The 13,716-nt window shown below is 74.5% G+C and carries 10 protein-coding genes; 9 read left to right on the top strand and 1 reads right to left on the bottom strand.

Annotated features, from left to right (window positions below):
* Positions 1–68: 68 nt before the first annotated feature.
* A complete protein-coding gene (locus ACFWW8_RS12080; protein ID WP_386527024.1) occupies positions 69–3,101 on the top strand; it encodes a beta-N-acetylglucosaminidase domain-containing protein in 3,033 nt (1,010 codons plus the stop codon).
* A gap of 88 nt (positions 3,102–3,189) precedes the next feature.
* On the opposite strand, the gene ACFWW8_RS12075 is transcribed toward ACFWW8_RS12080, so the two are convergent.
* Positions 3,190–3,732, bottom strand: coding sequence for an HNH endonuclease (locus ACFWW8_RS12075; RefSeq protein ID WP_383931883.1), 543 nt, complete (start codon positions 3,730–3,732; stop codon positions 3,190–3,192).
* Positions 3,733–3,936: 204 nt separating this feature from the next.
* On the opposite strand from ACFWW8_RS12075, the gene ACFWW8_RS12070 reads away from it, so the two are divergent.
* The 8 genes from ACFWW8_RS12070 (at position 3,937) to ACFWW8_RS12035 (ending at position 13,715) form a co-directional block, all read left to right on the top strand.
* Positions 3,937–5,106, top strand: a complete 1,170-nt coding sequence (locus ACFWW8_RS12070; RefSeq protein WP_386527021.1) for a mechanosensitive ion channel family protein — start codon at positions 3,937–3,939, stop codon at positions 5,104–5,106.
* A 154-nt stretch (positions 5,107–5,260) separates the two neighbouring features.
* A complete protein-coding gene (locus ACFWW8_RS12065; RefSeq protein WP_386527018.1) occupies positions 5,261–6,478 on the top strand; it encodes an ROK family transcriptional regulator in 1,218 nt (405 codons plus the stop codon).
* 171 nt (positions 6,479–6,649) lie between these two features.
* On the top strand, positions 6,650–7,984 hold the full coding sequence (locus ACFWW8_RS12060) for an ABC transporter substrate-binding protein (RefSeq protein WP_386527015.1): 1,335 nt from the start codon (positions 6,650–6,652) through the stop codon (positions 7,982–7,984).
* 172 nt (positions 7,985–8,156) lie between these two features.
* Positions 8,157–9,038, top strand: a complete 882-nt coding sequence (locus ACFWW8_RS12055) for a carbohydrate ABC transporter permease (protein ID WP_386527063.1) — start codon at positions 8,157–8,159, stop codon at positions 9,036–9,038.
* The gene (locus ACFWW8_RS12050) at positions 9,035–9,874 is read left to right on the top strand and encodes a carbohydrate ABC transporter permease (RefSeq protein ID WP_386527012.1); all 840 of its coding nucleotides are present in this window, start codon (positions 9,035–9,037) and stop codon (positions 9,872–9,874) included. The genes ACFWW8_RS12055 and ACFWW8_RS12050 overlap by 4 nt, the downstream gene beginning before the upstream one ends.
* A gap of 5 nt (positions 9,875–9,879) precedes the next feature.
* A complete protein-coding gene (locus ACFWW8_RS12045; protein WP_386527010.1) occupies positions 9,880–11,145 on the top strand; it encodes a 6-phospho-beta-glucosidase in 1,266 nt (421 codons plus the stop codon).
* Positions 11,136–12,131, top strand: coding sequence for an N-acetylglucosamine kinase (locus ACFWW8_RS12040; protein WP_386527007.1), 996 nt, complete (start codon positions 11,136–11,138; stop codon positions 12,129–12,131). The genes ACFWW8_RS12045 and ACFWW8_RS12040 overlap by 10 nt, the downstream gene beginning before the upstream one ends.
* Positions 12,132–12,329: 198 nt before the next feature.
* Positions 12,330–13,715, top strand: coding sequence for a hypothetical protein (locus ACFWW8_RS12035; RefSeq protein ID WP_386527005.1), 1,386 nt, complete (start codon positions 12,330–12,332; stop codon positions 13,713–13,715).
* The last annotated feature ends 1 nt before the right edge of the window (position 13,716 follow it).

The following is a 13,716-nucleotide window of genomic DNA, read 5'->3' as shown; positions in this document are numbered from 1 at the left end:
AGGCGCGGTGCCGGACACCCCGGGCCCGCCATGATCCGAACGACACGGCCCAGCGACGGGGAGGTTCTGTGCAGCTCAGGGGCAGGAAGCGGGCGACCGCCGCCGCGGTGGCCGTGATCGGGACGCTGCTGGGCGGCGCCGGGGCGGCCGCGCCGCCCGCGGCCCTCGCGGGGGCGGGCACACCGGTGGGCCCGGCCCGCGAACCGGCCCCCGCGGCGGGCCGGGACGCCGCCGTCGCACCCGTCGGCGCCGTCGCACCCGGCGCCGCCGCGCCCGCCTCCGTCGCCGACCCCGGCGCGGAGGCCGTGCGCGCGGCCGCCGAGGGGCCGGCCGTGTGGCCGCGGCCGCAGTCCATGACCGCCGATCCGGCGCGCGCGGTGCCGTTGAGCGCGGAGGCCGTGCTGGTGGCCCCGGCCGACGCGGACCCGTACGCCGTCGAGGTCGTCCGGGACGCCCTGCGCCGGGCGGGCGTACGGACCCTGCACGAACGCGCCCCGGGGGCCGCGCTGCCCGGGCACGGCACCGTCGTACGGCTCCAGGGCCGGGGGGCCGAGGAGGCGCTGCGGGAGCTGGGCGCGGCCGGGGCCGGCGACCTGCCGGACGGCGGCTACCGGCTGGCCGTGGGGTCGTCCGGCGGCCGGGAGACGGTCGCGCTGGCCGGCACGGGCGCCGACGGGCTGTTCCACGCGGCGCAGACGCTGCGGCAGTTGCTGGCCGCCGGCGGGCGGACGGTGCCGGGGGTCCTGGTCCGGGACTGGCCGACGGCTCCCGTACGCGGGATCACCGAGGGCTTCTTCGGGCAGCCGTGGACGCGCGAACAGCGGATCGCACAGGTCGAGTTCATGGGCCGCACCAAGCAGAACCGGCTGCTGATCGCCCCGGGCGACGACGCCTTCCGTACGACGGAGTGGCGCGAGGAGTACCCGCGCGAGCAGCGGGAGGACTTCCGGGTGCTGGCCGAACGGGCCCGCGCCCAGCACGTCGTACTGGGCTGGGCGGTGACCCCCGGCCAGTCGATGTGCCTGTCGTCGGCGGCCGACCGGGCGGCGCTCGCGCGCAAGGCGGACGCGATGTGGGAGCTGGGCTTCCGGGCGTTCCAGGTGCAGTTCCAGGACGTCAGCTACACCGAGTGGGGCTGCGCGGCGGACCGCGAACGGTACGGGAAGGGCCCTGCGGCAGCCGCGAAGGCGCACGCGGAGGTCGCCAACGGCCTGGCGGAGCACCTGGCGGCGCTGCACCCGGGGTCGGCGCCGTTGTCACTGCTGCCCACCGAGTACTACCAGGCGGGGTCCACCGCCTACCGCACGGCCCTGGCGGGCGCGCTCGACCAGCGGGTGGAGGTGGCCTGGACCGGCGTGGGCGTGGTGCCCCGCACGATCACGGGCCGGGACCTGGCCGGGGCCCGCTCGGCGCTCGGCCACCCGCTGGTCACCATGGACAACTACCCGGTGAACGACTGGGACCCGGCCCGGGTCTTCCTCGGCCCCTACACGGGGCGCGAGCCGGTGGTGGCGGGCGGGTCGGCGGCGCTGCTGGCCAACGCCATGCCGCAGGGCGCCCTGTCCCGCGTCCCGCTCTTCACGGCGGCGGACTTCGCGTGGAACCCGCGCGGGTACCGGGCCGCGGAGTCCTGGGCGGCCGCGGTGCGCGAACTGGCCGGCTCCGACCCGCGCAGCCGCGAGGCGGTGGCCGCGCTGGCCGGGAACACCGCGTCCTCGGGCCTGGGGCAGGAGGAGTCGGCGTACCTCAGGCCGCTCGTCGAGCAGTTCTGGACGGCCCGCGCCGCGGGCGACCCGACGGCCGGGGCGGAGCTGCGCAAGGCCTTCACGGTGCTGCGCGAGGCCCCGGCCGGGCTCCCGTCCCTGAGGGGCGAGGCGGGGCCGTGGCTGGACCGGCTGGCGCGCTACGGAACGGCCGGCGAGCTGGCGGTGGACGTCCTGCGGGCGCAGGCGAGCGGCGACGGGGCGGCCGCCTGGCAGGCTTCCCGGGCCCTGGCGGCGGCCCGCGCGGACCTGGACCGGCCGGGGCAGGCCCGGGTGGACGGGGCCGTACTGGACCCGTTCCTGACGCAGGCGGCGGCCGAGGCGGATGCCTGGACGGGCGCTGCCCGCCCGGCGGGCAGCGTCACGAAGGACGCGGACAGCTGGACGGTGAGGCTGGACGGGACGCGCCCGGTCGCGGCCGTGACGGTGATGACGGACCCGCTCCCGGCGGGCCTGCGGGGCGCGGCGGTGGAGGCCCACGTACCGGGTGAGGGCTGGCGCAAGGTCGGCGAGGCGGCGGCCTCGGGCTGGACCCAGGTGGACACGGCGGGCCTGCGGGCCGACGCCGTGCGCCTGTCCTGGGCCGGGCCGGCCCCGGCGGTGCACCGGGTGGTCCCCTGGTTCGGTGACGGCCCGCAGGCCCGCTTCGAGCTCGCCGGCGGGGCGGTGGTGGACGCGGAGATCGGCGGCGCCCCGCGGCGGGTCACGGCGGAGCTGTCGGCCCTGGGGGCCGGCGAGGTCCGGGGCGCGCTCGCGGCGCTGCCCCCGGCGGGCATAGGGGTGCGCCTGCCGCAGGGCGCGGTGGCCCCGCGCGGCGGCCGGGCGTCGATCCCGCTGGAGGTCGCGGTGGCGCCCGGGACCCCGCCCGGCAGCCACCGGGTCCCGGTGACGTTCGGCGGGGAGACCCGCACCCTGACCGTACGGGCCGTGGCCCGCACCGGCGGGCCGGACCTGCTGCGCGGTGCGCGGGCGGTCTCCTCGGCCGACGAGACCCCGGACTTCCCGGCCGCGGCGGCCGTGGACGGTTCCCCCGCCACCCGCTGGTCCTCGCCGGCGGCCGACGGCGCGTGGTGGCGGGCGGAGCTGGCGGCCCCGGCCCGGGTGGGCCGGGTGGAACTGCACTGGCAGGACGCCCATCCCGCGTCCTACCGCGTCGAGACCTCGGCGGACGGCGTCACCTGGCGGCCGGCCGCGTCCGTGGCGGACTCGCGCGGCGGGGCGGAGTCCCTGCGCGTGGACGCGCCGGACACCCGCTTCCTGCGCGTCACGTGCGACACCCGGGCGACGCGGTTCGGGTGCAGTCTCTGGTCGGCGGAGGCCTACGCGGTCCAGCCCTGAGCCGTGGAGGCCTGCGCGGTCCGGCCCTGAGCGGCGGGGCCTGCGCGGTCCGGCCCTGAGCGGCGGGGCCTGCGTGTCCGGGGAGCGGCTATGACGCCGCGACCCCGATGCCGATGCGCTCCAGCGCGTCCTCGGCCCCGTACGGCTGGAGGTACGGCATCCACCGGGGGTCCCGGTGGCCGGTGCCGATGATCCGCCAGGCCAGGCCGGAGGGCGGGGCCGGCTGGTGGCGCAGCCGCCAGCCCAGTTCCAGCAGGTGCCGGTCGGCCTTGACGTGGTTGCAGCGGCGGCACGCGGCGACGACGTTGTCCCAGGCGTGCTGGCCGCCCCGGCTGCGCGGGATGACGTGGTCGACGCTGGTGGCGACGGCCCCGCAGTACATGCAGCGGCCGCCGTCGCGGGCGAACAGGGCGCGCCGGGTGAGCGGCACGGGGCCCCGGTAGGGCACCCGGACGAAGCGCTTGAGCCGAACCACGCTGGGAGCGGGGACGGCTCGCGTCGCGCTGTGCAGAAAGGCGCCGGATTCTTCCAGGGAGACCGCTTTGTTCTCCAGGACGAGGACGAGCGCGCGGCGGAGCGGTACGACGCCGAGGGGCTCGTACGACGCGTTGAGGACCAGGACGTGCGGCACGGACTGCCTCCTTGTACGCCGGCGGCGCGTGGCTCGCGCCGGGACGATCTGCTCTCCAGTCTCTCCTTATGGCTGGTCGAAGCGCCACCACGCGCCCGTAACGGCTCCGGGGTGTTTTCAACCACACCGCGGCTGGCCGCCGGGTGAGCCTGGTCTCTCCCCCGGACACCGGACGGGGCCGCGGGTAATGCCCCGTTAGTGTGGATGGTCTGCCCGCACACCCGCCGCCGGACTCGGTCGGGGGGACCCCCGGCGGGCAGGCCGCGATACCTGGAGGTTCCCGCCGTGCCCTGGCCCGCCGCCCTGCTGCCGCTCGCAGCCGACACCCCGGACGCGTCCACGACGCTCAAGGAGACGCACGAGAGCGTCACCGAGGCCGCGAGCTTCATCGAGGAGAACTGGGCCGACTGGCTGTACCTGGGCCTGAAGATCCTGCTGATCATCGTGATCGCGGGGGCCCTTCGGTCGGTGGTCCGCAAGTCGCTCACCAAGCTGATCACGCGGATGAACCGCGGCGCCGAGGCCATGGAGGGCATGGCCCTGGGCGGGCTGCTGGTCAACGCCGAGCGGCGCCGCCAGCGTTCCGAGGCGATCGGCTCGGTGCTGCGCTCGGTGGCCTCGTTCCTGATCCTCGGCACGGCCGGGCTGATGGTGCTCGGGGCGCTCGACATCAACCTGGGGCCGCTGCTGGCCAGTGCCGGTGTGGCCGGTGTCGCGATCGGCTTCGGCGCCCGGAACCTGGTGACGGACTTCCTCTCCGGCGTGTTCATGATCCTGGAGGACCAGTACGGCGTCGGGGACAAGATCGACGCGGGGGTGGCCTCCGGCGAGGTCATCGAGGTCGGCCTGCGGGTGACCAAGCTCCGCGGGGACAACGGCGAGATCTGGTACGTGCGCAACGGCGAGATCAAGCGGATCGGCAACCTGAGCCAGGGCTGGGCGACGGCGACGGTCGACATCCAGGTCAGGCCGACGGAGAACCTGCCGCGGATCCGCGAGGTGGTCCAGGAGGTCGCCGACGCCCTGGCGAAGGAGTCGCCGTGGGACGAGCGCCTGTGGGGCCCGGTGGAGGTGCTGGGTCTGGACGAGGTGCTGCTCGCGTCGATGACCGTGAAGGTGTCGGCCAAGACGATGCCGGGTCAGCAGTTCGCGGTGGAGCGGGAGCTGCGCTGGCGCATCAAGGAGGCCTTCGACGCCGCGGGCATCCGCATCGTCGGCGGCCTGCCGGACGGGGACGAGGAGGACGCCCCGGCGGACCCGTCGGCCGGGGTCGCCGCGCCCTCGGCGCTGGCGAACCCGACGTCGCCGCAGTCGCTGGCCACGGCCCCGATACCCCCGCAGAGCGCGTCCGGCGCCCCGAGGATCACCAAGTAGGACGGCGGGACCGCGCGGGAGCCCCCGCCCGGTTCCCCCGCACCCGCTCCGCCGCCCCGCAGGACTTTTCCTGCGGGGCGGCGGCATTGACAGAGGTCGAACCCCGATAGGAAACTTACCTAACAATTCATCTCGGTGAGGGAGAGACCCCGACATGCCCGCCGCCACGCCCGGAACGCCCAGCCTCCTGCGCGCCATGAACGACCGGGCCGCCCTCGACCTCCTGCTGGCGCACGGCCCGCTCTCCCGGACCCGGATCGGGCACCTGACGGGGCTGTCCAAGCCCACCGCCTCCCAGCTGCTGGCCCGTCTGGAGGCCGCCGGGCTCGTCGTCGCCACCGGCACCGACGGCGGCCGCCCCGGACCCAGCGCCCAGCTGTACGCCGTCAACCCCCGGGCGGCGTACGTGGGCGGACTGGACGTCACCCCGGAGCGCGTACTGGCCGCCGTCGCCGACCTCACCGGCACGGTGGTCGGCACCCACGAGGTCCCGTACGCCGAGGGCGCCGAAGCCGTCGACCAGGTCTGCGAGGCCCTCGGCGGCGCCGTGAAGGCCGCGGGGCTGCACCGCTCCGACCTGCACCGGGTGGTCATCGCCACTCCCGGCGCCTTCGACCCGCAGACCGGCCGGCTCCGCTACGCCAGCCACCTCCCCGGCTGGCACTCCCCCACCCTGCTCGACGACCTGGCGGCGGCCCTGCCGATGCCCGTCGAGTACGAGAACGACGTCAACCTCGCCGCCGTCGCCGAACAGCGCCTCGGCGCCGCCCGCGGCCACGAGGACTTCGTCCTGCTGTGGAACGAGGAGGGGCTCGGCGCCGCCCTGGTGCTCGGCGGCCGGCTGCACCGCGGCTGGACCGGCGGCGCCGGCGAGGTGGGATTCCTGCCCGTGCCGGGCCACCCGCTGGTCCGCCAGGTCACCCGGGCCAACTCCGGCGGCTTCCAGGAACTGGCCGGCTTCCAGGCGCTGCCCCGGCTGGCCGCGGAGCTCGGCGTCGAGGCCCCGTCCGGGCCCGCGCCCGACGGCCCGTACCCCCCGCAGGTCGCCGCGGCCGTCGCGCTGCTCGCCCGGGCCGCGGAGGCGCCCGAAGGGCCGTACCTGGCCTTCCTCCAGGCGTACGCCACGGGTCTGGCCACCGGTCTGGCCTCGCTGGTCGCCGTACTGGACCCGGAGATCGTGGTCCTGTCCGGAGCGGTGATCAGCGCGGGCGGGGAACCGCTGCGCGGCCTGCTGGAGGCCGAACTCGCCGAACTGGCCCCCTCCCGGCCCCGCCTGGTCACGGGCCAGGTGCGCGAACGGCCCGTGCTGCACGGCGCGCTGGAGAGCGCGCTGGCGGCCACCCGCGACGCGGTCTTCGACACCTCCCGCTGACCACCGACCACCGACCACTTTCCACGGGCCACTGACCGCTGACCGGAAGCGGGCGCCGACCGTCGGCCGCCGACCCCGCACCACCTCCCCGCAACCCTCCCCCGAAGGCCCACCCCGCACCTCCCCTGGCACCCCTCCCGGAAGTTCCTCCCTCAGAGAGCGAGCACCGCCATGCCCAGAACCGGACGCCTGACCGGCGCGGCCACCCTCCTCGCCGCGATATCCGTACTCGCCACGGCCTGTACGGGCCAGAGCGGGAACGCGGCCACCGACGATCCGAAGAAGGACGTCACCCTCTCCTTCTGGCACGGCTGGTCCGCGCCGAGCGAGGTCAAGGCCATCGAGGAGAACATCGCGCGGTTCGAGAAGGCCCACCCGAACATCAAGATCAAGGTCACCGGCAACATGACCGACGACAAGATCAACCAAGCCCTGCGGGCGGGCGGCGACGGCGCCCCCGACGTCGTCTCCTCCTTCACCACCGACAGCGTCGGCAAGTTCTGCAACTCCGGCGCCTTCGCCGACCTGAACCCCTTCCTGGAGAAGTCCGGGGTGGACAAGACGAAGGTCTTCCCCAAGACCCTGCTGGAATACACCCAGTTCAACGGCAACCAGTGCACGCTGCCGCTGCTGAACGACGCGTACGGGCTCGTCTACAACAAGACGGCCTTCGCCGCCGCCGGCATCACCGAACCGCCCAGGACCTGGAGCCGGTTCACCGAGGTCGCCCAGAAACTGACCAAGCCCAAGGGCGACTCGTACGAGCAGGTCGGGCTGATGCCCACCTTCCACGGGTACGAGACGAAGCCGACCCGCCTCGCCGCCCAGTGGGGCGCCACGTACTTCGGCCCCGACGGCAAGGCGGGCCTGGCCAAGGACCCGGCCTTCGCGCAGATGCTGACCGCGCAGAAGGACCTGGTCGAGAAGCTCGGCGGTTACGAGAGGCTGGAGAGGTTCCGCACCACCTTCGGCGACGAGTGGAGCGCCGAACACCCCTTCCACCGAGGTCAGGTCGCCATGCAGATCGACGGCGAGTGGCGGGCCGCGATGGCGAAGGACGCGGGGGTCGGCTTCGAGATCGGCACCGCGCCGCTGCCCGTGCCCGACGACCGGGCCGACGACTACGGCAAGGGCTACCTCTCCGGCACGATCATGGGCATCGCCTCGGTCAGCACGAAGCAGAACGCCGCGTGGGAGCTGGTCAAGTACATGACCACCGACACCGGGGCGGTGGTGGCCTTCGCCAACGCCATCCACAACGTGCCGTCCACCCTGGCCGCGCTCGACTCCCCCGACCTGCAGCTGACGCCGGAGTTCAAGACCTTCGTCGACATCGCCCGGCACCCGAAGTCCAGCACCACCCCGGCCCAGGCCGACGGCGGCACCTACCAGCTGACCTTCGAGGACTTCGCGTACGAGGTCGAGAAGGGCGCCGTCCCCGACATCACGGCCGGCCTCGCCGAGGTCGACCGGCAGATCGACACGGACATCGCGAAGGCGAAGTAGCCCGATGACCTCCGCCGCCGCACGCACCGCGGCCCCCACCGCCCCGGACGGGGCCCCCGACACCGCCCCGGACGGGGCCCCCGACACGGCCGCGGACGGCGCCGCCGACGACGCGGCCGCCCGCGCCGCGCGGACGAGGCGCCGGCGGTCCGCCCTGCGGACCGCGGCCTTCATGTCCCCCTGGCTGATCGGGTTCGCGGTCTTCTTCGCCTACCCGCTCCTGTCGACCGTGTACTTCTCCTTCACCAAGTACGACGGCTTCCGGCCGCCCGTCTTCAACGGGCTCGACAACTGGTCCTACGTCTTCACCGACTCCCCCGCCTTCTGGCCGGCGATGCGCAACACCCTGTGGCTCGTCGTGGTGATGGTGGGCTGCCGCGTCGCCTTCGGCCTCGGCGTCGGCCTGCTCATCACGAAGATCAAGACCGGCGCCGGGATCTTCCGGACCCTCTTCTACCTGCCCTACCTGGCCCCGCCGGTCGCCGCCACCCTGGCCTTCGTCTTCCTGCTCAACCCCGGCACCGGCCCCGTGAACACCCTGCTGGACGCGGCCGGCCTGCCCACCCCCGGCTGGTTCACCGACCCCGGCTGGTCCAAGCCGGCGCTGACCGCCCTCGCCCTGTGGGGCGTCGGCGACCTGATGGTCATCTTCATGGCCGCCCTGCTCGACGTGCCGAGGGAGCAGTACGAGGCCGCAGAACTGGACGGCGCCGGCGCCTGGGCGCGCTTCCGCCACATCACCCTGCCGAACATCTCCCCGATCGTCCTGTTCGCGGTCGTCACCGGCGTCATCCAGGCCATGCAGTACTACACCCAGCCCCTCGTGGCCGGGAAGGTGGCGGCCGGGGTGATCGGCGGCTCGGGCCAGCAGTTCGAACCGGGTTACCCCGACAAGTCCACCCTCACCCTGCCCCAGCTCGTCCACAACCTCGGGTTCCAGCGCTTCGACTACGGCACCGCCTGCGTCGTCGCGCTGGTCCTGTTCGCCCTGTCCATGGCCTTCACCGCGCTCCTCATGCGCCGCCGTGGCGGACTGATCGGAGCAGGTGAGTGAGCACGCGCAGCCGCAAGGCCGTACTCCACTGGGTCGGGGTGCACTCCCTCGGCGTGGCCGCCGCCCTGTTCTTCGTCCTCCCGTTCGTCTTCCTCCTGCTGACCTCCCTGATGGGCGACCGGCAGGCCCTGACCCGCGACCTGTGGCCCGACACGTGGGAATGGGGCAACTACGCCACGGTGTGGCACACCCCGGGCTTCCTGACCTGGTGGCGCAACACCCTGCTGTACGCCGGACTCGGCACCCTGCTGACCGTTGTCTCCTCGGTGCCCGTGGCCTACGCCCTCGCCACGTTCCGCTTCCGCGGACGGCGCCTGTCGCTGATGCTCGTGATCGCCATGATGATGCTGCCGCCGCAGGTGGTGGTCATCCCCATGTACCTCTTCTGGGCGAAGCAGCTCGGCCTGACGGGCAGCCTGTGGCCGCTGATCGTCCCGATGGCCTTCGGCGACGCCTTCTCCATCTTCCTGCTCCGCCAGTTCCTGCTGACCATCCCCGGCGAGTACCTCGACGCGGCCCGCGTCGACGGCTGCGGCGAACTGCGCACCCTGCTGCGCGTCGTGCTGCCGATGGCCAGGCCCGGCATCGCGGCCGTCGCCCTGTTCCAGTTCTTCTACGCCTGGAACGACTACTTCGGCCCGCAGATCTATGCCTCGGACAACCCTGCCGCCTGGACCCTCAGCTACGGGCTGGAGTCCTTCAAGGGCGCCCACCACACCAACTGGAACCTGACCATGGCCGCGACCGTACTGGTCATGGCACCGGTGATCGTCCTCTTCTTCTTCGCCCAGAAGGCATTCGTCGAAGGCGTCACCCTGACCGGAGTGAAAGGCTGATGACCATGAAACTCGCAGTGGTGGGCGGCGGTTCCACCTACACCCCCGAGCTGATCGACGGCTTCGCCCGGCTGCGCGACAGCCTGCCGATCTCCGAGCTGGTGCTGATCGACCCGGCCGCCGGGCGGCTGGAGCTGATCGGCGGCCTGGCCCGGCGGATCTTCGCCCGGCAGGGCCACCCCGGGAGGATCACCACCACCTCCGACCTCGACGCCGGGGTCGAGGGCGCCGACGCGGTCCTGATCCAGCTCCGCGTCGGCGGCCAGGCCGCCCGCCTCCAGGACGAGACCTGGCCGCTGGAGTGCGGCTGCGTCGGCCAGGAGACCACCGGCGCGGGCGGACTCGCCAAGGCCCTGCGCACCGTCCCCGTGGTCCTCGACATCGCCGAACGGGTGCGCCGGGCCAGCCCGGACGCCTGGATCATCGACTTCACCAACCCGGTCGGGATCGTCACCCGGGCCCTCCTCCAGGCCGGGCACAAGGCCGTCGGACTGTGCAACGTCGCCATCGGCTTCCAGCGGAAGTTCGCGGCCCTGCTCGACCTGGCACCCGCCGACCTCCACCTGGACCACGTCGGGCTGAACCACCTCACCTGGGAGCTGGGCGTCCGCCGGGGCGGCCCGGACGGCGAGGACCTGCTGCCGCGGCTGCTCGCCGACCACGCGGACGCGATCGCCGGGGACCTGCACCTGCCGCGCGCCGTGCTGGACCGGCTCGGCGTGGTGCCCTCGTACTACCTGCGGTACTTCTACGCGCACGACGAGGTGGTCCGGGAACTCGGCTCCAAGCCCTCGCGGGCCGCCGAGGTCGCCGCGATGGAACGCGAACTGCTCGCCCTGTACGGCGACCCCGCCCTCGACGAGAAGCCCGCGCTGCTGGCCAAGCGGGGCGGCGCCTTCTACTCGGAGGCGGCCGTGGACCTCGCCGCCTCGCTGCTGGGCGACGGCGGGGCGGCCGTACAGGTGGTCAACACCCGCAACGACGGCACCCTGCCGTTCCTCCCCGACGACGCGGTCGTCGAGGTGCAGGCCCGGGTGGACGGCTCCGGTCCGGTGCCGCTGGCCGCGCCCCGGCTGGACCCCCTGTACGCCGGGCTCGTCGCGCACGTGACGGCGTACGAGGACCTCGCACTGGACGCGGCGGTCCGCGGCGGGCGCGAGCGGGTCTTCCACGCGCTGCTGGCGCACCCGCTGGTCGGCCAGTTCGACCGCGCCGAGGCGCTGACCGACCGCCTCCTCGCGCACAACAAGGAGCACCTGGCATGGCTGTGACCCTCCCCGCGGTGCTGGCGATCGACGCGGGCAACAGCAAGACGGACGTGGCGCTCGTCGCCCCGGACGGCTCGGTGACGGCCACCGGCCGGGCCGGGGGCTTCCAGCCGTTCCGCACGGGCATCGCCGCCGCCGTCGACGTGCTCGCCGAGGCGATGGCCTCCGTCGGGCTGGACCACCGCGGGGAGGACGGCTCCGGGCCGTGCGCCGAGTACGTCTCCGCCTGTCTGGCCAACGCGGACTTCCCGGTGGAGGAGCGGGAACTGGGCCGGGAGATCCGGCGCCGCGGCTGGGGCCGCGTGACGGCGGTGCACAACGACACCTTCGCGCTGCTGCGCGCCGGACTGCCGCCGGGCGCCGCCCCGCGCGGCGTCGCGGTGGTCTGCGGCGCCGGCATCAACTGCGTCGGGATGACCCCGGACGGGCGGACCGCGCGCTTCCCCGCGGTCGGCCGCGTCTCCGGCGACTGGGGCGGCGGGGGCGGACTCGCCGAGGAGGCCCTGTGGTTCGCCGCCCGGGCCGAGGACGGGCGCGGCGAGCCGACCGAACTGGCCCGGGCGCTGCCCGCGCACTTCGGCCTGGACTCCATGTACGCGCTGATCGAGGAGGTGCACCTGGGCCGCGTCCCCGCCGAGCGGCGGCACGAGCTGACCCCGCTGCTGTTCGCGGTCGCCGCGGCGGGCGACCCGGTGGCGCTGGCGCTGGTGCACCGGCAGGCGGACGAGGTGGTGTCCATGGCGACGGTGGCGCTGCGCCGGCTGGACCTGCTGGACGAGGAGGTGCCCGTGGTCCTCGGCGGCAGCGTGCTGGCCGCCCGCCACCCGCAGTTGGACGACCGGATCGCCGCGGGCCTCGCCGAACGCGCCCCGCACGCCCGGATCTCGGTGGTGACCGCGCCCCCGGTGCTCGGAGCCGCACTGCTGGGCCTGGACGCCCTCGGGTCCGAGCCCTTCGCCCACAGCAAACTCCGTGCCCGTTTCGGGTGAACCCGCCCGAACGGACCGCGGGTCTGGAACCGTGGCGGTCGCAGGGACGTATTGACGGTGAAGGGGCGAAGGGGACGCCCCCGGGGACGTATCGCCCAAGATCGAGGACCGGTGCTGTGGGCGGCCGTCCCTACGTCCATACTGCTGCGCAGGCTCCCGGCCACATCCGGGGGTGCAGAGACCGAGGGGGAGGTCGGGGTGGCCATCACGACACGCGCGCCCGCGCCGCCGGGCGGTCACGCCGGGCCGCCCGGCGGGCCGCCGGGCCGCGGCACCGCATGGGCCGAGGGCGTGGAGCGGCTGCGCGCGGCCGCGACCACCGAGCCCGGCCGGCTGCGGATCGTCGGCGCCGCCGTGGCCGCCCTGATCCTGTGCTTCGGCACGGTGGGCGTCTGGGAGATGTCCGGCAGGGTCGGCGCCGCCGAGGACGTCGTGGGCCGCAGCCAGCCGCTGAGCGCGGACGCGGCCAGCATCTACCGCTCCCTCGCGGACGCCGACACCACCTCCTCCAACGGCTTCCTCGCGGGCGGCCAGGAACCGCGCGAGGTCCGCCAGCGGTACGAGAAGGACATCGCGAACGCCTCGAAGCTGCTCGTGAGCGCGGCCGCCAACACCCGGGTCGACGAGGAGTCCCGCGCGCAGATCTCCCTGCTGAGCGAGGGGCTGCCCCGCTACACCGGGCTGATCGAGCAGGCCCGCGCCACGAACCGGCAGGGCCTGCCGCTGGGCGGCGCCTACCTCCGGTACGCCAACGAGCAGATGACCACCCAGCTGCTGCCCGCCGCCCAGCGGCTGTACGAGGCGGAGACCCGGCGGCTCTACACCGACCACGACGAGGCCCGGTCCTGGCCGCTGGCCTCGATCGGCACCGGCCTGCTCGCCCTCACCGCCCTGGCGTGGGTGCAGCGGCGCAACTACCGGCGTACGAATCGGGTCTTCAACCACGGCCTGGTCGCCGCGACGGCGGCCTCGCTGGTCGTGCTGCTCTGGCTGGTCGTGGGGCACACGGTGGCCCGTGCGGACCTGAGCCGGGCGCGAGCGGACGGGCAGGAGTCGCTCAAGGTGCTCAACGACGCGCGCATCGCCTCCCTCCAGGCCCGGGCCGGCGAGAACCTGACGCTGATCGCGCGGGGCGCCGTCCTGGCCGAGGACAAGAAGTCCGACAAGTACGACGTGGACTTCACGCACAACATGAAGCAGCTGGACACCGGCCTGGCGGCGGCCCTGCGGCTCGCCGACGACCAGGCGGGCCGCGACCCCCTGAGCCGGGCGGCGGCCGGCGTGGAGCAGTGGAAGACGCGGCACGCGGCGGCCCGGGAGTCGGACCTCAAGGGGGACTACGCCGCCGCCCGGGACCAGGTCGTCGGCAACGGCGCGCACAAGGAGAGCAGCGGCGCCGCCTTCGACACGGTGGACGCCTCCCTGGCACAGGCGGTCGCCCACGAGCAGCGGGAGTTCACCCGGGCGGCCCGGGACGGGCTCGGCGCCCTGGACGGTTTGATGACGGGCGCGGCGGTCCTGGCGGCCCTCGGCGCGGCGGCGGCGCTGCTCGGTGTCGGGCGCAGGCTTTCGGAGTACAGGTGAG

Source organism: Streptomyces sp. NPDC058701 (genome assembly GCF_042715295.1).
In the GTDB taxonomy this organism is placed as follows: Bacteria; Actinomycetota; Actinomycetes; order Streptomycetales; family Streptomycetaceae; genus Streptomyces.
The sequence above is the reverse complement of the archived record's forward strand: the minus strand, read 5'-3'. Positions and strand labels throughout refer to the sequence as shown.

What these genes read in the sequence shown, in the direction of transcription:
- ACFWW8_RS12070 (WP_386527021.1), top strand. Translation starts at nt 3,937, where the DNA reads ATGGTCTGCCCGCACACCCGCCGCCGGACTCGGTCGGGGGGACCCCCG.
- ACFWW8_RS12065 (WP_386527018.1), top strand. Translation starts at nt 5,261, where the DNA reads ATGCCCGCCGCCACGCCCGGAACGCCCAGCCTCCTGCGCGCCATGAAC.
- ACFWW8_RS12060 (WP_386527015.1), top strand. Translation starts at nt 6,650, where the DNA reads ATGCCCAGAACCGGACGCCTGACCGGCGCGGCCACCCTCCTCGCCGCG.
- ACFWW8_RS12055 (WP_386527063.1), top strand. Translation starts at nt 8,157, where the DNA reads ATGTCCCCCTGGCTGATCGGGTTCGCGGTCTTCTTCGCCTACCCGCTC.
- ACFWW8_RS12045 (WP_386527010.1), top strand. Translation starts at nt 9,880, where the DNA reads ATGAAACTCGCAGTGGTGGGCGGCGGTTCCACCTACACCCCCGAGCTG.
- ACFWW8_RS12040 (WP_386527007.1), top strand. Translation starts at nt 11,136, where the DNA reads ATGGCTGTGACCCTCCCCGCGGTGCTGGCGATCGACGCGGGCAACAGC.